The following is a 17,991-nucleotide window of genomic DNA, read 5'->3' as shown; positions in this document are numbered from 1 at the left end:
AGATTAAATAAGGAGGAAATACATTGGATCAAAACTCGAATCAAAACCCTAATTCGAACCCGAATCAGAATCCGTTTCAAAATCAATTTCAAGATCAGAATCAAAATCAATTTCAAGATCAGAATCAAAATAATGGATACAATGCTTTCGGGCAGCAACCACCAAACTATGGTTATCCGCCAAACTACCAACCTTATGCGAATCCGCCAAAAACAAACGGAAAATCAATTGCTGCACTTGTATTAGGCATACTTGCAATTGTTATACCTTATATTGGATTTTTACCTGGTATAGTTGGCATTATTTTGAGTGCATTGTCACTCAAAGAAATTAAGAAAACGAATGAACAAGGAAAAGGTTTAGCAATTGCTGGTCTTATTTGCAGCATCGCAGGCTCCCTACTTTGGTTAGTTGTCATTGTATTCGTTATAGTAGTAGTCATCTTCGCTGCTTCCTCAGATTACAATAACTATAACTATTACTAGAATCAAGGAGATTGCCTACAATGACAAAGCTAGTATCCTGGAACGTTAATGGTCTGCGCGCATGTGTCGGCAAAGGTTTCATTGACTATTTCCAGAGCGCTCAAGCAGACATTTTTTGTCTCCAAGAGACGAAGCTGCAAGAAGGTCAGATCGACCTCGATCTCGGCGAAGCATATCATCAATACTGGAACTATGCACAGAAAAAAGGCTACTCAGGTACAGCAGTATTTACAAAAGAAAAGCCGTTATCCGTCTGGTATGGCTTGGAAGAGAATGAAGAACCCGAAGGCAGAATGTTAACGCTCGAATTCGAAACTTTCTATCTCGTAAATGTATATACACCTAACGCTAAACGAGACCTTTCACGCCTCCCCTACCGCTTGGAATGGGAAAGTCGGTTCCTCGAGTATGTTAGGAAATTGGATATTAACAAACCTGTTGTTGTATGCGGGGACCTGAACGTAGCTCACGCAGAAATCGATATCAAAAATGCAAAGTCTAACCATGGAAATTCGGGATTCACTGCCGAAGAACGATCATGTATGACTTCTTTCCTTGACGCTGGATTCGTTGATTCTTTCCGTCATCTTCATCCTGAACGTACAGACTCCTTCTCATGGTGGTCCTATATGGCGAAAGTGAGAGAGAGGAACATCGGCTGGCGTATCGATTATTTTATCGTTTCTAATAAGCTAGCATCTGCGATAACAGCGGCAGGTATCGATTCATCGATTATGGGTAGCGATCATTGCCCAATCACGCTAGAGCTTGCTTAAAACAGTCCTTAATCGATGCAATATCGATTAAGGACTGTTTTTTGTTACTAGCTTGACGTTGTTGGAATATAACGACGAAGCCAGTTACCAAAGCTGCCTGGGTTGCGGCTTTGGACAAGAATAACTCCTTCACCTTTAAAGCGGCAGACGAGCATTTCACCACTTTTTAAACTAGACACCCAGCCCTTAGACGATTTCTCGATACTATATTGCATTGTTTTGGGCCAAGCAACAAGATGTCCGTTATCTATAACAATTTCTTCACCTGGCGCAAGCTTTACCTCATGGATGGCACCAAATGAGGATAGGAACACAGTTCCTCTACCGCTTATTTCTACGATAAAAAAGCCTTCTCCAGAAAATATACCTTTACTCAGATTTTGCATTTTTGTACTAATTTCTATTCCATCCGTGGCTGCAAGAAATCCATCCTTCTGTACAAGTAGTGTTTGGCTGCCATCCAATTCGATTGCTTGAACATCGCCTAATGACCTGGGAGCAAGCACTAGCTCACCATCACCCATCGATGCATTAACTTCTTGGAAAAAGAAGCTTTCACCACTAAGCAGTCTCCCAAGCCCTTTCATAATCCCACCTTCTGTCGTACCTTTTAGATCAAGAGAAGGTGACATAGAAACCATTGCTCCCGACTCCGCTTTTATTCGATCTCCTTGTGAGAGCTTTAGACTAAGCATAGCGAAAGCACCTTTATTCAAAACTTCGTACTTCATATTCTGATCACTCCTGTTAGCATTTTCTCTCATTACTATAACCATTATAGCCTATTTCCATTTTTAGGGGGAGTCACTTGCAAGAGTCCTCATTCTCTAGACCGATGACGGTTCCAACTAGAGTATCTATGCACTTATGCTATTTTATGGCATTATGAATAACTAGATGGACATTTCGGAGGTGCTTACTTGACTATTTCGGCCAAATCTAGCTCTTATCGCATTTTAATGAACATGATGAAGCGTGCAAAAAAACATTGGTTATCTTATTTAGGTGTAAGTGTGATCGCAGTATCTGCATCATTATTGCCTGTTGGCTGGGCGGAAGCTATGCGCCAATTGTTCGATGCTGCCAAAGAGATGGATAAAAGCGCACTAAAAGCTGCTGCTATATTGTTCGGGATCTTATTCGCCTCTGAACTCTTCATATCTACAGTTAGAGCATTTCTTATGCAAAAGTTATCTAATCGCACAACACTAGAACTGCAACGGGAAGTACTTCACGGATTATTTATTATGCGAATGGCTAAATTTATGGGCTGGCATACTGGAGATAAGCTCCAACGAATGAATCAATCCGCAACAAGTGCACAAACAGGCATGAATCAAAAGTTGCCAGAACTGATTCAAAATTCATTATCCATCGTTTTTTTATTTATATATTTAACTGTCCTCTCTTGGGAGCTTATGGCTGGTGCCATTGTTGTTGCTCTATTAATTCCTCTCTTAAGTAACTGGCTAGGTAAACCAATCAGGAAAAATCAAGAATTGACGAACGAGTCACAAGCAAAAACCGATGCTGCTTTACTTGATCAACTTCAAGGCGGAGAGGTTACACGTAGTTATGGCCTTCGCGCATCATTTAATGAGCAATGGGGAAGCAGTGTAGAAACGACTCGGCGGAGATGGCTTCGTACTGATTTTCTTCGTACACTAACGAATTCATCTATTATGATCGGATTTTCATTTGGTCAAGCATATATTTTAGGTATGGGAGCATGGATGGTCGTTAACGGTACATTAAGTATTGGTGCGATAGCAGCATTTATTCTATCTTATGAGAGGCTTGTATTTCCTATGGCACATCTCACTAACAGCTGGGCTGCGGTTCAGGATGCCATTGCCCATGCTGGACGCGTATTGGAATTAACAGAAGAGTCACCTGCGAAACAAAATACGAACACCATCGATATAAACAATCTCTCCTCTCAAGCTGATATTCATCTCGACAATGTAACTTTCCGTTATGGCGATAAACTCGTTATTTCAAACTTCTCTGCCAGCTTCGCTCAAGGCAGAACTACAGCACTCGTAGGACCTAGCGGAAGCGGCAAAAGCACTATACTCAAACTACTGCTCGGTTTATATCCTGCTGACTCAGGGACGATCCACTACGGAAAATCAGCGCTGAATGATGCGAACTGGAAGCAATGGCGGGAGCAAGCAGCTTATTTACCACAAGATACTGCTGTACTTGATGCTACTGTAGCAGAAAACATCCGTATCGGCAGACAAGATGCTACGGATGATGACATTGTAGAAGCTGCAAAGCTGGCTAATGCACACTCCTTTATTGAAGCTTTACCAGATGGATATAATAGCCGACTTGGCGAAAGCGGCGGACGACTTTCCGGTGGAGAAAAACAACGGCTAGCTTTAGCAAGAGCTTATGTCCGTAATCCTCGCATTTTATTGTTAGATGAACCTACTTCTGCACTTGACGCAACAAATGAATCACTTATGCAGGAAGCATTACAGGCAATGAAACAAGATCGGACAGTTATCGTTGTTGCACATCGGTTATCGACGGTGAGAGATGCCGACTGCATTTTGTACGTAGAGAATGGACAATTAATGGAAGCTGGAACTCATTACGAATTAATGAGCCAACAAGGGCGTTATGCTTCTCTTGTTCAAGCAGGTGAATGGGCTGATGGGGATGAAGTGCTTGAAAGGAGTTTGGCATAATGCAATCAAATAATAGATTAAGTGCTACACCAAAAATCCGCGAACTTGTCCCTATGCTATGGAATCGACTTGGTTCAAATCGATTGTGGTTTATTATCGCTATATTGTTCTGCTTAAGCGACTTGATTATTAATATGATGATCCCAATTGTACTGGAGACTTACTTCAATATATTAGAAGATGGAGATCTAAAACAAGTTCAAACAGCACTCATTATTTTCAATGTTCTTCTACTAGCACTAACTGGACTGGGACTTCTTGGTCATTATCTTAAACAAAATAATATGAGCAAACTTCATCGGGCTATCACATTAGAATTGGTTGATCATACGCAACGGTTACCACTTGAAAAATCTCAAGCCTCGCATTCAGCGGATCTTTCTCAGCGAATCATGTGGGATTCCAGTAAAGTGACCACATTGCTTGTCACCATATTCAATAACATGGGTACCCAAATTTTCATGCTAATTCTCGCTTGTCTTTATATGCTAACACTTCAATGGCAAGTTACTGCTGGGATTATGCTTCTTATGCCCTTTGGCCTTATCGGTAGCCATTTGCTACGTCATCGTCTTCAACGAATTGGAAAAGAAGTCGCAGATGCAGAAGGAATCTTCCGGCAATGCCAACAAGATGCTCTACAAAGTATGGATACGTTACGAGCATTCGATGCCGAAAACTGGATGATGGATCGTTTCATTAAGCAGCGGAACCATCTTAACAAGTTATACATGCGTAGAATGTGGCTTCAGCAGCTTGTAAACGTATTAACGACTACACTAGCTCTATTCATCTCATGGGGCTCTATTCTAGCGGTTGCATGGCTAGCTGTGGAGGGTAAGTTACAACTGGGAGCACTTATGGCATTTTTTATACTCATTTGGAGAGTATACGATCCACTACTCAATCTTGGACGCTTATGGGGTGAAATACAGGAATCAAAAGGTGCTGCAGCTCGTATAGCAAGCATATGGCGAGCTAAGAAGGAGCCTTCAGAGGAAGTTGATGTACCCCAAACCGTTGCCTATACTAGCGATATGTCTGTTCTGACTTGGAATCGAGTATCCTTTCAATACGAGCAACGCGCGGGTATTCAAGAGATGGATGGTATAGACAATGTCGATGCTTACACGGCAAATAAACAGTTGTTAAACGATTTCGAGTTCTCCCTCGGGCCAAGTTCGTTCACCGCTATCGTTGGAACAAGTGGCTCAGGAAAATCGACTGTCGCGAAGCTAGGCGCTGGACTACTTTTCCCTATTGATGGCTCGGTAAATATCTATGGTACATCTTCTCTAATCAATGCAGAACTTGCTAGACAAAATGTTTCATATGTACCACAAAATCCTTATCTATTCTCGGGAACAATTCGAGATAATTTGCTAATGGCGATGCCTCACGCACAGGAAGCTGATCTCATAAAAGCAGCTAAAATCGCAGAAGCACATACGTTTATCGAAGCTCTTCCAGATGGTTATGACACACGTATAAATGAACATGGAAATTCGCTTAGCGGAGGACAAAAACAACGGTTAGCCATTGCCCGTGCAGTGCTTGCAGACAGGCCGATCTGGATATTTGACGAAGCTACCTCTGCTCTAGATCTTGAAACAGAGCGGCGTGTAATGGCAGGTATATTATCTCGTATCCGTGAACGTAGCAGTTCTCTACTTGTTATCGCTCATCGCCTAACGACCGTTCAAGAAGCAGATGTGATCGTTGCAATGGAGTCTGGCGTCATTAAAGAGCAAGGTTCACATCGTGAGCTTCTTCAGCGTGAGGGTGGTATCTATCGCAAGTTATGGCAACAGATGGAGGGTAGTGAAGCCGTCTACACGCATTCCGGTTAGATTTTCTATTAAACAGGGATATCCACTTTAATGGATATCCCACAAATCGTTTAACCTCAATTAGTTGATAATCATTAAAATCCATTCCTTATGCTAAACTATTCCTCTTCAAATGAAAGATTGATAGGTTCATCTAATATTTCACTGTTCATCTGCATATTTGTGCTTTCTGTTCGATGATCTACCTTTTCGAAGGTAAAGCCATCCATCCATACTTTTCCCTTCCCACTGAGCAATACGCCAAATGAAATGGTGTCACTTCCTGTAGGTACATCAAGCACAATCGAATATAAATTCCAAGATTTCGTACCGATAATCGGTCGATCACTCATATTATCGAACTGAATCGTATCCCCTGCTGCATTATCTACACGCATCCATAGTCCTGTAAATACTTCTACATCTGCCGATTGAATAAAAGCGGATAATTTAATACGTTCTCCTCTAAATCTATCTGCCTTGAACTGTTGCATAATTGTCGCGAATTGGTCGGCAGACGTTGCAGTAACAGATTTCAAATAACCGGACACTTTGCCCATATGAACCGTTTCCCGATCCGTACCCATCTCATAAAGTGATGGATTAGTACCACTGAGTATCCAGCCTTTCATCCCTTTTCTCTCATTAGTCATCGTTTGTTCCTCCCGTATCTCTGCTCGTCCATTGATACTTCCCATCACCTTACGGTAGCGGCCTGGCGGCATCCCATATTCTTTCTTAAATGCTCGTGTAAAAGCTTCCTGAGATTCAAAGCGGCACCCAAAAGCGATATCTATTATCGCTTCTGACGTATACATGAGAAGCGATGCTGCTCCAGCTAAACGTCTACTTCTTACATAATCTACAACCGTTATTCCTACTTGCTGTTGAAAAATACGATGGAAATGATACATCGAAAATGCTGCAGCGGCCGCTACATCTTCCAATGTCAATTCTTCTTCCAAATGTGCTTCGATATAGCTTAACGCCTGATGAATCATAGGATGGTATCTCACGTGATCACCTCTTGTTTAAAACTTTATCATAACGATGTATAGGCATTTTGATCTCATTTGCTAAGTTTAAAATCTTGACTAATTTAACCTAATAATACAATATATTACTATAGAAGCTGTACAAATATTTAAGTATATTATCGGAGGTCTTATGAGCAAACATCCAACTATTGTCTCAAAAGATAGCCGTATAACTGAAATTGAACTCGTTCGTGCGATTGCCATAATAGGTGTTCTTGCCGTACACGCCACTTCATTTGCTACTGTTGAAATGTTGTCCCACCCTTCTAGTTATTTCATCTATAACTTTATAAATATATTTATGAAATTCGGAACAGCTGTCTTTATTTTTTTAAGTAGTTTTGTATTATTTCATAATTATTTTCACAAACCATTATCAAAGAAAACGCTAACTTCCTTTTATAGAAAAAGATTGATTTACATTGTTATACCATTTGCCGTTTTTTCGACAATCTATTATGTAGCCGTTGCAGTTACTAGAGAAAAAGGCGAATTGCCTGCAAATCTTTTTACTGATTTCATAATTAAGCTGACAACTGGCACTGCGTACACTCACCTATATTTTATTTTTATAAGCATTCAATTTTATTTGCTGTTCCCTATTGTACTTCTACTGTTCAAAAAGGTACCCACACTCATACATTGGTGCATTCCACTCGGATTTGTCATTCAGTGGGGATTTTATGGACTTAATCAGCTTTTAAACATTCCGTATGACGGAAGTTGGGCATTCTCTTATTTTAGCATCTATATGCTCGGCGTATATGTCGGTATCCGGTTTAATACCATCAAAAAATCAGTAGCAACTATGATCAAAAATCGTAAACGGATGATATTAAGTGCGTTATCCATCGCCATTTGGGGTTTTTGGTTGTTTATAGGAATATGGCATACCATCATATGGTATGAACTGCGAGTTAATAACATCGCTGAGCCGCTTTATCTATACACTCTACTTTGGAATGTTTATGTTATTGCTTCCGCCCTTGTTTTTATGCAAACAGCCTTTTATGTTCAACGTAAATGGAGCAACAACTTTGTATTTCGGAAATTCCGTGAGCTCGGTAATCTAACATTCGGTATTTATTTGTTCCACCCTCTATTACTCGCTGCATATCGCGAGTTTAGACCTGAAACGAGTAATACCACTATTCTTCATTTCTGGTATGTAATCGGATTCTTTCTTGCCCTTATCGGCTCTTGGTATATCGTTTCTGCTGTACATCGTTATTTGCCATTCTCATGGATGGTGTTCGGTAAGGATGAAACAAAAAAAAGCGACAATCCACACATTTCCGTGTAGATCATCACTTTTCCCCACTCTAAATGGGCATACTATCGATTAAGCACTTCTTTTGGAAATATGTTTTATATGTTGTTCTTCCATAAAAATTGAATTGTTGCGACCTGTAAAGACAATACTAAACAGGCTGCTAATAATGATACAAGCTGATCGAAGTGTACGGTTGTTCATTTTGTAATCTCCCCTTTGTCTTTGGCCTGTTCTTATCATAATTCAGAACACCATTAGCAACCATCGAACTTTCTTGCAGGGCACATTACAAAGTTGTCACATTTGTTTCTTTAATAACCTACTTCAACAGATGCTATGACGACATAAGCAAGATCATTACGATCTTCTTTGTCAGCTAATACGATTCCGCTAGTTGTGAGCATGCCGCCATCTACTACTTCAAAGCTGACTTTTCCATATGGAAGTTCCTTTCGGACTATACCCAAATCCAAAGCTTCTTTGTCAGCAGGCACAGCAAGTCTTACATTAACTTTCATATTGTTCAAGTCACCATCAGGCAATACGGATCTAATGCCTGGCATTGAGTTATGATGAATAGCGTTTTGTACCGCTCGAACCGCTGCTTTGGTCACATTTTGCCCATGAAGATCGATCCCCATTCCAATTTCTACGAACAATAATTTATCCATTATGTTGTCTCCCATCCTAAAAAATTATTGTGCTGTCCAGCCGCCATCTACAACTAACAAGGTACCGGTTACAAGATCAGACGCTGGAGATGCTAAGTAAATAACTGCTCCAGCAACATCTTCTATCGTTCCGATTCTGCCTATCGGTATACGTGAAAGTACATTCGCCTTAAATTCTGGTATTTCTAGCCGCTCAGCAGTGCCCGGCGTATGTATGAATGTTGGTCCTACCGCATTAATATTGACTCCCCGACTAGACCACTCAAGCGCAAGCACCTTTGTTAATTGATTAACTCCGCCTTTCGAAGCACAATACGCAACCCCTTCTGGAATTCCGACGATGCTAACTTGTGAGCTTATATTAACAATCTTTCCATTACCTTGCTCTAACATGTAACGACCTGCAGCCTGACAACAGAAAAATACACCTTTCAAATTAACATCAAGCATGTCATCCCAATATTGCTCGGTAACATCCTCAGCTAACATACCTTCGCCTAAACCTGCGTTATTAACGAGAATATCCATATGTCCGAAGTCAGTTACTATTTGCTGAAACACATCACGAATTGCACCAATGTCGCGTACATCAAGGGAATATGCTGAAGCTATTCCTCCTTCGGCACGAATGTCCGAAACTAGTTGTGTTAGATCATTACTATCTCTTGCAGTAAGAGCTACCTTCGCACCCGATTCAGCGATTGCTTTCGCCAGCCCATAACCGATTCCTTTGCTTGCGCCTGTGATGATTGCAACTTTACCTTCGATACTGAAATTTGGCTTCAACTTAAATTCACCTCTCCATATAGTTACTTTTATATGAAAATTCCACTATTTCACAGCTGTATTCATTTTACCATATTGAAGATGGCACCACTTAACGTGAATCAACTAAAAAAATGTTGTACCTACAGTTACGTGAGGTTGTAAAATGATAACAAGTACATAGTTGATACGATCAAAGGTGGTTATGAAATGACTAAACCTGTTATTTATTCGATTGGACAATTTTCTAAACTTACTGGCATTTCTATTCGCACTCTTCACTATTACGATGAGATTGGTTTACTTAAAGCAAATAAAGACACGAAGTCCGGACATCGTCAATATGCCCATACAGATCTTGTAACCTTACAAAAGATCGTTACCTTCAAATTTCTTGGTTATAGCTTAGAGCAAATCGTTACACTCGTAAAACAGCAACAATTCGATGCCGACTTGCAAGAAACACTGCTTGCTCAGAAAAGTGAGTTGGAAGCAAAAAAGGCACATATCGATACGACGTTAAAAGCGATCCAACGGGCAATAGCGTTACTTGATGAAACCAAAGTCATTGATAGTGAAGTGCTTATCAGCATCATTCGTAGTATTCAGACAGAGAAGGAGCAACGAGAATGGCTTGGAAAATATGTAGAGTCGAAGACGATAAAGGGGCTATTTGACCGATCTGATGAAGAGATGGAGGAGCTCGACAAACAATATGTAAAGCTCATTCAAGAGGTAAGGCGCTTAGTAGGCAGACCAGTTGAAGATCCTGAGGTTCAGCAAATGGTAGACGAGCAGATCAAGTTGAATTTAGGTTATGTAGGAGAAGATACCTTTGAAGCGCTAGCCGGACTAGCCGAAATTGACGAAGACAAAATTAAAGAACTCGAAGCTTTGGCACCCTCGCCTTTTACTCCAGACGAGGATGTGTGGATACAACAAGTAATGGAGCATTATATGAAGGATAAGGGGCTGTTTTGAGATTCCTTAACCTTCTTTTGTTGAAAAAACTAGCATCCCACTGCAACCTTTCATAAAAATGACCGTCTAATCATTTATATAATTTTTATATAAAATGGATAAAGGTGGTGCATGATGAATCATACTCAAAAAGCCGACCCCATGAAGAAGAGAGATTTATTAATGAAGTTGCTTCTAATTGTAGCAATTACACTCGGGAGCTCCACATTTACTATTCTTCCTAAGGTAGAAGCTGCAAATTCCGTAACTACGCTTTCAGCAGTTAAGATTACTGACAAAACGCAGGCTATTGAAAGAGCAAAGCAATTAAAGCTATTGCCTGAAGAAGAAGCTAAAATTGAAGTTATTAAATATACAAAGCCAATTGAGAGTTGGCAAATCGGTTATACGGTTGAAGATCCAACTAATAAATTAGTTATTAATGAACGAGGATTTATTTCACTTAGCGCAGCTACGGGTGAGCTGCTACATTTTTCAGAGGAAGTTGTTGTTGGTGACGAAGCGTGTCCCGAACCCTGTACAATCGATAGCCCAAAATTACCTCTGTCCAAAGCGACAGTAGCAGCAACCAAATTTTTCAAAAGTCATCAATGGAAAATAGATGCTGATTGGAAACTTAGTGATGATCCAATTTCTGAATATGAGCTATACAGACATGGTACTGGACCTTTTGTCAAATTCGACCGAACGCATAACGGCATTATTTATCCTTCCAACAATATTACGATATCTTTAAATGGATGGACTGGTAAGGTAGCTAAATATTATACCCACTGGTCTAAAGTTGATTTCGTGAACCCTAAAACTAAAATCAGCGCTTCCGAAGCTGGCCGAATCTTGTTTAATGCGATCAAACCTACACTAGTTAATCATGAATCACTCAAAGAGCCTGGCAAGTTCAAGCTTATTTATACGACACAAGGTTCTTACAAGCTAAATGCAAACGGGAAGTTTTTTAAAGGCCATGAGCCTATAAATCCACCACCACCTGCAAAAGTAAAAGCGAAGTATCCGGCAGAATATGCAAAACATAGACTGCTCGCTTTATATGATCTTGAACTTTATTATTTGGACACAACACCTAATAAAGCCGAACTTGCATATCGATTGCAATTAAAAGCCGGAGTGCCATTATATTATCAAGAGCCACATCCTTATATTGACGCACAGACAGGTGAGTGGTTAAACTTTCTTCATGAACCGCTTCCCGTTAAGCTTCCACCAGCGAGCGACTGGCTAATTGACCTAGCAGCAGCTCCTAAAGATATTGACTATAAAGCCGCTGTCGTATGGAACAATGAGCTTGCTGAGCTCAAGAACACTCCTATTAATAGTAAAGGAGTGATACTCGTTCCATTCCGTGAAATAGTAGGGAAGTTTGGTGCTAAGGTTACCTGGGAACCCGCTAAGAAGAAACTAACAGCTACTAAAGGCGATGTTAAAGTTGCCATAACGATTGGTTCAAAGACAGCTTATATTAATGGTAAAGCACATACGCTCAGTGCTCCACCTCAGACGACATCTGGCGTTACCTATGCACCTGCAAAAGTGATAGCCGAAGCGTTCGGTGCAACGGTTAACTGGAACGCAGAATCAAAGCTTGTACTCATAAAAACTGATCCTAAGTTGCCTGCATTAACCAAGCAACAGCTAGCTCAATTAAGGCTTCAAGCGCAATTGCGTTTTGAAGAGAAGCATTGGAAGTAAGATCACTATCGCAATAAATGAAGAAACCTCGCATCCACTTTCAATGCGGATGTGAGGTTTCTTTTTAAGTGATTTTATTAGGTTAAAAGCGATAGCCGAGAATCGAGTTTGAATATTTATTGTAACTATAACCAAAAGCTTTTGTGGCAATAGTAAACGTCTTTTTTTTTCTGAAAACCAAAAATATCATATAAAAAACACTATCGCCAATATCCTTCATATTAATCAAGAATTCATTTATAAAAAAATATTGGCTAGAAGATTACCTCTTCAACAGAAAGAACTTCGATTAAACTACAATAAAACTCCATTATACTTTCTTCATAATCATGTACAAAATATCTCAAATCATTACCCCAACCCTGTTCTCTCATATCATCTATTTTGAAACCTGATATTTGATTAAAGCCCCAAATCTTGATAAAGATAATGACGATACGTCAGTGAATTTAAGTAAGAGATTCAACTCTTCTGTAGAATTTGATCCTCATAAACATACCTCACTTCCAAATAGGATACTTCATCATAATAATTATTATAGTCTATATAATAATTAACTGATCTGATGAAGTTCACATTCACTACACTGAAGCAAGGTATATGATCCGAAATTAAATTAAATTTCAAATTTATATAGATCATTAGTCATTTAAAGGCTCCTTTATTTATCCACTCATTTCTTATACTTTGATTAAAACACAGAAACCTACAACGGGAACTAACTGAGTCTACTGCTATAAAGCAAAAAACCTAACTATAATGGCTTGTAGTATCTTCCATTACAGTAGATTGATGAGGACACCAGATCTCTTATTTGTTACATATCGCCTGTTTTGTTATTTTGGAGGAAATAGGATCTCTTATTCAGAAAATCTACTGCTTTTTAGCTCCATATAGACTAAATAACGGAACCTGTGTCCTCGTAGATGTCATTCTGATTCATTTTTACATATATAACGGATCCTATGTCCTCTTGGGAACAGCATTAACTCTGTATATCATCATCCCTAATTATCTTAATCAGAAAATCTCGTTCATCAACATCTAGCCCATCAAGCAATGACTCTCCTGCCAAACGGTATGCTTCAACAAAGTATCGTGTTCCGTTGAACAGCGTATTGCCTTATTAGCTTCAATCATGACCAAGTCTTCCAGCGTCTCTTCTTTATTCAAAATAATCCCTCTTATGTTTATTCATGAAACTATGTTTCCTTTACTCCCGCACCTTTGAATAATATTCCTTTTCCAAAATAGAGAAAAAGTTTTGATCCACCCACTGATCATGCCAATTCAATTCTTCCTTAAATACAGCTTCCTTAGTCATACCCAAACGTTCCATAATGGCTGCTGATCGTATATTAAGTGAGTTACACATGCCTACTACTTTATGTGCATTTAATTGATTAAACGCAAAGTCCATCAGGAGCTTAACTGATTCTTGCCCATACCCCTGTCTCTCAAAACCTGGAAGGATCGCAAAACCTAACTCCCAGCTCTTTCGATTATCAACGTATTGCCAAATCTGCGCTAGGCCAATTGGTGTCTTATGGTCATCCCCTTTTATCGATACGATAAAATCGTAGCTGCTTCGCTCCCCTTCCTCTTCAATCTTCTCTATGTAATTTTCCCGTACAACATCTAAATCTGAATGTACAAAGTCCTCGTAGTACCATAAGTTTTGATCACATTCTACATTGCAAACAAAATCTAAATCATTATGCGTTATTTGGGTAAGCACTAATCGATCTCCTAATAAAATCACAACCTCACACTCCCAGCCGTAGTTTGTCTATTTACCCACTCCTATTTATTTTATCATTTCATTATTGGGTTTTATGGTAACAAACAGATATAACCAAACTGGAACTGCCTCATTAATTAAACGATTATTAATTAAAACTCGTCCGATAGATACCAACCTGTTTCATCACACCAAAGCAAGTCGTGATCGTCTAAATGAACGCTCCAATCCCCATCTTTTATAATATGACGAATCGCTGTTAAACAAGCTGCCCAATGCAAGCAAGCACTTAACATATCCTCAACATCTCCCATTGGCAATTTTGTCGCTCCACGGAAAATATATTGAGGTTCGGATGAATTTAGCTCATAAATACAGAAATCTTCTCCCTCGTCTTGAAACTCAAAAGATTGTTGAAACTTACTAACCGTTTCCTCAATTGCGCTATCTTCTTCATTTGTTAATGGTACTGAACGTTCTACGCTATAATAAAGTGAAACGCCCATATTGTGCACCCCTTTCGAAATATTTTTTGTTATATTATTACAACAGTACAGTATCAACAACTTCCTTAACAAAAAAGACCGCTCCCCACCAAGCTCATTGAGCCGGATAGTGCGATCTTTACTCTGCTAACTTGTCTATAGTGGAATTCGATATTCCGAGTTGAGTTCAACAATATGTTCACCTTGATCGTAAACCCAATTGAACTGAAACACATTACCTTCATACTTTGTTCTGCTACGAATATCTGGGACAATTGTAGACTCAATATGACTGATCACAATCTCTTGCATCTCACGCAGTCGATTCATCGTATCTGTTGCAAGCTCAAGCGCTTGTTCCTCAGGTTGAGAATGCAAGAAATACCGCAAAGCGATTTCTTCATTCGTCAATCCATCCTCTAGCGTATATCCAGATCCGCGCAGCACTTCCTTCACTGTGTTGATCCAATCATTCACCAAATCTATCGTTATTTCGTACATCGGCGCTAACTCCTATTCATCGGGTAGTTATTTTGTCTACCCTACCACATCCGCACAGAAACACGCAAGATGGGAGTCAGCAATTATGTTCTTGAACCTTTATCGTCAAACACGCCCATCCCATTCCAAATGAAACTGCTCCAAATAGTTCGCCATAAAGCGGTGCCGCTCTTCAGCAATCCGCTTACCTGAGACCGTATTAATACGATCTTTAAGCTTTAATAGTTTTTCATAAAAATGATTGATTGCCGTACTCTTCCCGTTCCGATATTCCTCTTTCGTCATCATCTCACGCGGAGCGAGTGAAGGATCGTATATCTGATCACCTGTAAACCCGGCATACAGAAAACATCTTGCAATTGCAATCGCGCCTATCGCATCTAGTCGGTCTGCATCTTGAACGACCTTGCCTTCCAATGTACGCATAGGCGGGTTTTTCCCACCGTTATACGACATCCTCGATATAATCTCTATGACATGCTCTCTATCCTCTGTCCCTATCTGCTGACTTAACATCCAATCCTCTACATTACGTATTCCAGCTTCTTTGGAATCATTCAGCTTCTCATCAGCTACATCATGCAGAAGTGCCGCGATAAGGCTAACGAACTGATCTGCACCTTCCTCTTTTGCCAAACGCTCCGTCATTGCCACTACACGATGAATATGCCACCAATCATGACCAGTTACATCATTTTCATGGAACGCTCTAGCAAACTTCGTTGCGGCTTCAATAATCTTCTTTTGTTCCTCTTTAATTGTCATAACCTTTGTTTCCCTCGCCCTTAAGCTTTACAAAATAAGATAAAATAATCGAAATCGTAAGCAAAATAAATGGAATTAAACTAATAAGAACTCGGAACGTCGTTTCTGGGTCATTACCTGGGTTATCTCCATTTTCGTATCCAAATATAACACCAACGATAAGGAAAGCAAGTGCCGAAATTAGGCCACTTGAACGGTTGATAAATCCAGCTACCGCAGTATAGACGCCTTCCCTTCTACGCCCTGTCGCAGCAAAATCACGATCAATAATGACACTATTAACAAGTGCAGGAGTAACAAAGAAACCAGCCAAACCAAAACCAACAATGATACCAGCAATAATACCGCCTACTAAACTGCTGCCGAACCAAAGCGGAATAACGGACAATGCATAGGCGAACAATGATAATCGCCATGCTTTAACGGGCTCCATCTTCCGAATAAGGTAGTACCATACCCCAACCAATGGTATAACTGAAACGAATATAGAAGCGAGTAAAATGGTAACTTGCTCTACTGGTATTTTGAGGACATATTTCGCATAAAACGGTATCGTTGCACTAAGTAAGCCATTTACTGTTTGGGCAAATGAGTTGGATAGATTGAAAATCCAGAAAGGTTTATTCGTAAGTGTTGAAGAAAAAGCTTCCTTTAATTTCATTTGCGGGGCACTTCGAGCATTCTCATCCTCTTTAGTAAAGCGCATACATATGAACATAAATAAGACAAATAGCAGGGCTAAGATGATGGACATTTTTCCGTATCCTAGTGCGTCAATGATAATTGGAGCAGCTACCGACACGATAAGAATGGCGATGATCTGATAAGCCTGCTGGATAGAGGATGCCTTTACACGTTGCTCTCCACCTCGGAATAGCTCAGGGAATAACGCACCGTAATTGACCCAAAGAATTGTAGCAACCGCCTCAAATATTAGAAGCGTTATAAGGAACCATGTAAACAAACCGAACTCCGACATTCCCCCTGGTGGACTAAACACCATAATAAAGGAAAGCATAAATAGCGGAATCGAGATGTTTATCCATGGCTTTCTACGTCCGTATTTCGTATTTGTTCGATCCGATAAGTAACCAGCTAGCGGTTGATTAACAGCGTCCCAAATTAAATAAATCAAACGACCGAGTGTAAGCAGTCCAAGACCTAAATTTAGTTCATCGGAATAATAAAACACATAAAACGTACTAAATGCATGGCTTGGAATCATCATCGCTAACATCCCGAACGCATACATCCATGGTGAATTAATTGCTCTGTTCTGTGACATAAGTCTCACCCGCCCATTTGAAATTGTCAAACTCTTCCTAAAGCATACTGCGATTGCTATAACGTTGCAATCATTAGTTATGCTGACAATTTCAATAGGGACGCTTACTTACGAGCTCGGAAGATCATAAACGACTGATCGGCAGATAACGGGCTACGATCATAACCCCGATATAGGGAAACGTCACGGAAGCCAGCGCGCTCTAACATCATTTCGAACTCATAGCGGTAATACCAACGTAATTTCATAACTTCGAAGTTAGATTCTACCAACTTGCCCGCATGATAAATCTCGTATCTATTCCAATTCGTTTGAATTTGATCATTGAAGGCGATGTCCGACGATTGATTCACGACAATAGTAGCGCCATCCTCACGTTCTCCACATCGGCGAATAGTCCACTCCTTCTTAGGGCTAGACAATTGCTCGCGCGGGATAAATAGAGGAATAATAACTTGTCCATCCTCTTCCAAATGAAGGTACATAAGTTCTAATGCTTTAATCGCTTCATCACGATCAGCAACAAGCATAAATGACGCTAGCGGAATGTAGATCGTTTTATAGGATAAAGTAAGGTCCAAATGTTGCATATACTGATCGTAGAGCACTGGATCTACGCCAATTTGTTTCCCCTTCGCTTTGCAAATATCATTCATCTGTTTTGAAGGTTCTACACCGTGGACATCATATCCCTTTTGAAGATAAGGTAGCAGTAATCTACCCGTACCAGAGCCTATTTCAAGCGCTGGCCCAGGTACTTCCTTCATACAGGTTTCGTAAAAATCAGATTCTTCGGAGCTGTCTCCTACAAACCACAAATCATAAGTATCGGCTTCAATTCCTTCATAAGACCCATTCATAGACATTACACCGCACCTTCCAAAATTATCTATATGCTACTTTCAAAATGATAACTTAACCGATACCATTTGGATCGTGTAAGTTCAACTATATTTATTTTTTACCAACAAATTTCTGTTACTAAATGGTT

Annotated in this window: 18 protein-coding genes; 7 read left to right on the top strand and 11 right to left on the bottom strand. The window is 40.0% G+C overall.

Going from position 1 to position 17,991, the window contains the following annotated elements; translation table 11 throughout:
* Positions 1-23 precede the first annotated feature (23 nt).
* On the top strand, positions 24-485 hold the full coding sequence (locus I6N90_RS13920) for a DUF4190 domain-containing protein (protein WP_197936210.1): 462 nt from the start codon (positions 24-26) through the stop codon (positions 483-485).
* Positions 486-505: 20 nt separating this feature from the next.
* Positions 506-1,261: an exodeoxyribonuclease III gene (locus tag I6N90_RS13915; protein WP_197936209.1), complete on the top strand. Its 756-nt coding sequence runs from the start codon at positions 506-508 to the stop codon at positions 1,259-1,261.
* Between the two features lie 47 nt (positions 1,262-1,308).
* Here the strand turns inward: I6N90_RS13915 and I6N90_RS13910 are convergent, their stop codons facing one another.
* Entirely contained in the window at positions 1,309-1,992 is a 684-nt protein-coding gene (locus tag I6N90_RS13910; RefSeq protein WP_197936208.1) for a TIGR00266 family protein, read from the bottom strand.
* Between the two features lie 189 nt (positions 1,993-2,181).
* Here I6N90_RS13910 and I6N90_RS13905 point away from each other — a divergent pair, with 189 nt between their 5' ends.
* The gene (locus I6N90_RS13905; protein ID WP_197936207.1) at positions 2,182-3,960 is read left to right on the top strand and encodes an ABC transporter ATP-binding protein; all 1,779 of its coding nucleotides are present in this window, start codon (positions 2,182-2,184) and stop codon (positions 3,958-3,960) included.
* Positions 3,960-5,810, top strand: a complete 1,851-nt coding sequence (locus tag I6N90_RS13900; RefSeq protein WP_197936206.1) for an ABC transporter ATP-binding protein — start codon at positions 3,960-3,962, stop codon at positions 5,808-5,810. Before I6N90_RS13905 ends, I6N90_RS13900 begins: the two co-directional genes overlap by 1 nt.
* Before the next feature lie 98 nt (positions 5,811-5,908).
* Here I6N90_RS13900 and I6N90_RS13895 read toward each other — a convergent pair whose 3' ends face one another.
* Positions 5,909-6,805: a helix-turn-helix domain-containing protein gene (locus I6N90_RS13895; protein WP_197936205.1), complete on the bottom strand. Its 897-nt coding sequence runs from the start codon at positions 6,803-6,805 to the stop codon at positions 5,909-5,911.
* 151 nt (positions 6,806-6,956) lie between these two features.
* Between I6N90_RS13895 and I6N90_RS13890 the strand changes: the two genes are divergently transcribed.
* Positions 6,957-8,129, top strand: a complete 1,173-nt coding sequence (locus I6N90_RS13890; protein ID WP_197936204.1) for an acyltransferase — start codon at positions 6,957-6,959, stop codon at positions 8,127-8,129.
* Between the two features lie 39 nt (positions 8,130-8,168).
* On the opposite strand, the gene I6N90_RS25095 is transcribed toward I6N90_RS13890, so the two are convergent.
* From I6N90_RS25095 to I6N90_RS13880, 3 genes are all read right to left on the bottom strand, one after another.
* Positions 8,169-8,300 (bottom strand): hypothetical protein, encoded by a 132-nt coding sequence (locus I6N90_RS25095; protein WP_269669508.1) that lies wholly within the window; start codon positions 8,298-8,300, stop codon positions 8,169-8,171.
* 110 nt (positions 8,301-8,410) lie between these two features.
* Positions 8,411-8,770 (bottom strand): Lin0512 family protein, encoded by a 360-nt coding sequence (locus tag I6N90_RS13885; RefSeq protein WP_197936203.1) that lies wholly within the window; start codon positions 8,768-8,770, stop codon positions 8,411-8,413.
* Between the two features lie 24 nt (positions 8,771-8,794).
* Positions 8,795-9,556: an SDR family NAD(P)-dependent oxidoreductase gene (locus tag I6N90_RS13880; protein WP_197936202.1), complete on the bottom strand. Its 762-nt coding sequence runs from the start codon at positions 9,554-9,556 to the stop codon at positions 8,795-8,797.
* A 189-nt stretch (positions 9,557-9,745) separates the two neighbouring features.
* Between I6N90_RS13880 and I6N90_RS13875 the strand changes: the two genes are divergently transcribed.
* On the top strand, positions 9,746-10,516 hold the full coding sequence (locus tag I6N90_RS13875) for a MerR family transcriptional regulator (RefSeq protein ID WP_197936201.1): 771 nt from the start codon (positions 9,746-9,748) through the stop codon (positions 10,514-10,516).
* Between the two features lie 111 nt (positions 10,517-10,627).
* Positions 10,628-12,223, top strand: coding sequence for a copper amine oxidase N-terminal domain-containing protein (locus I6N90_RS13870; RefSeq protein ID WP_232242987.1), 1,596 nt, complete (start codon positions 10,628-10,630; stop codon positions 12,221-12,223).
* A 1,213-nt stretch (positions 12,224-13,436) separates the two neighbouring features.
* Here I6N90_RS13870 and I6N90_RS13865 read toward each other — a convergent pair.
* The 6 genes from I6N90_RS13865 to I6N90_RS13840 all read right to left on the bottom strand — a co-directional run bounded on the left by I6N90_RS13865 (position 13,437) and on the right by I6N90_RS13840 (position 17,866).
* Positions 13,437-13,985, bottom strand: coding sequence for a GNAT family N-acetyltransferase (locus I6N90_RS13865; RefSeq protein WP_197936199.1), 549 nt, complete (start codon positions 13,983-13,985; stop codon positions 13,437-13,439).
* A gap of 131 nt (positions 13,986-14,116) precedes the next feature.
* Positions 14,117-14,470 carry a hypothetical protein gene (locus tag I6N90_RS13860; protein ID WP_197936198.1) on the bottom strand — a complete coding sequence of 118 codons (354 nt, stop codon included), beginning with the start codon at positions 14,468-14,470 and terminating at the stop codon, positions 14,117-14,119.
* Between the two features lie 135 nt (positions 14,471-14,605).
* Complete coding sequence (locus I6N90_RS13855) at positions 14,606-14,950, bottom strand: hypothetical protein (protein WP_197936197.1); 345 nt, start codon at positions 14,948-14,950, stop codon at positions 14,606-14,608.
* A gap of 105 nt (positions 14,951-15,055) precedes the next feature.
* Complete coding sequence (locus I6N90_RS13850; protein ID WP_197936196.1) at positions 15,056-15,715, bottom strand: HD domain-containing protein; 660 nt, start codon at positions 15,713-15,715, stop codon at positions 15,056-15,058.
* The gene (locus I6N90_RS13845) at positions 15,705-17,000 is read right to left on the bottom strand and encodes an MFS transporter (RefSeq protein ID WP_197936195.1); all 1,296 of its coding nucleotides are present in this window, start codon (positions 16,998-17,000) and stop codon (positions 15,705-15,707) included. The genes I6N90_RS13850 and I6N90_RS13845 overlap by 11 nt, the downstream gene beginning before the upstream one ends.
* Before the next feature lie 104 nt (positions 17,001-17,104).
* Positions 17,105-17,866, bottom strand: coding sequence for a class I SAM-dependent methyltransferase (locus tag I6N90_RS13840; RefSeq protein WP_197936194.1), 762 nt, complete (start codon positions 17,864-17,866; stop codon positions 17,105-17,107).
* Positions 17,867-17,991: the final 125 nt, after the last annotated feature.

Source organism: Paenibacillus sp. GSMTC-2017 (assembly GCF_016019935.1).
Lineage (GTDB): Bacteria > Bacillota > Bacilli > Paenibacillales > Paenibacillaceae > Pristimantibacillus.
The sequence above is the reverse complement of the archived record's forward strand: the minus strand, read 5'-3'. Positions and strand labels throughout refer to the sequence as shown.

What these genes read in the sequence shown, in the direction of transcription:
- I6N90_RS13860 (WP_197936198.1), bottom strand. Translation starts at nt 14,470, where the DNA reads ATGGGCGTTTCACTTTATTATAGCGTAGAACGTTCAGTACCATTAACA.
- I6N90_RS25095 (WP_269669508.1), bottom strand. Translation starts at nt 8,300, where the DNA reads ATGAACAACCGTACACTTCGATCAGCTTGTATCATTATTAGCAGCCTG.
- I6N90_RS13870 (WP_232242987.1), top strand. Translation starts at nt 10,628, where the DNA reads ATGATGAATCATACTCAAAAAGCCGACCCCATGAAGAAGAGAGATTTA.
- I6N90_RS13855 (WP_197936197.1), bottom strand. Translation starts at nt 14,950, where the DNA reads ATGTACGAAATAACGATAGATTTGGTGAATGATTGGATCAACACAGTG.
- I6N90_RS13910 (WP_197936208.1), bottom strand. Translation starts at nt 1,992, where the DNA reads ATGAAGTACGAAGTTTTGAATAAAGGTGCTTTCGCTATGCTTAGTCTA.
- I6N90_RS13885 (WP_197936203.1), bottom strand. Translation starts at nt 8,770, where the DNA reads ATGGATAAATTATTGTTCGTAGAAATTGGAATGGGGATCGATCTTCAT.
- I6N90_RS13890 (WP_197936204.1), top strand. Translation starts at nt 6,957, where the DNA reads ATGAGCAAACATCCAACTATTGTCTCAAAAGATAGCCGTATAACTGAA.
- I6N90_RS13915 (WP_197936209.1), top strand. Translation starts at nt 506, where the DNA reads ATGACAAAGCTAGTATCCTGGAACGTTAATGGTCTGCGCGCATGTGTC.
- I6N90_RS13900 (WP_197936206.1), top strand. Translation starts at nt 3,960, where the DNA reads ATGCAATCAAATAATAGATTAAGTGCTACACCAAAAATCCGCGAACTT.
- I6N90_RS13850 (WP_197936196.1), bottom strand. Translation starts at nt 15,715, where the DNA reads ATGACAATTAAAGAGGAACAAAAGAAGATTATTGAAGCCGCAACGAAG.
- I6N90_RS13845 (WP_197936195.1), bottom strand. Translation starts at nt 17,000, where the DNA reads ATGTCACAGAACAGAGCAATTAATTCACCATGGATGTATGCGTTCGGG.
- I6N90_RS13840 (WP_197936194.1), bottom strand. Translation starts at nt 17,866, where the DNA reads ATGTCTATGAATGGGTCTTATGAAGGAATTGAAGCCGATACTTATGAT.
- I6N90_RS13875 (WP_197936201.1), top strand. Translation starts at nt 9,746, where the DNA reads ATGACTAAACCTGTTATTTATTCGATTGGACAATTTTCTAAACTTACT.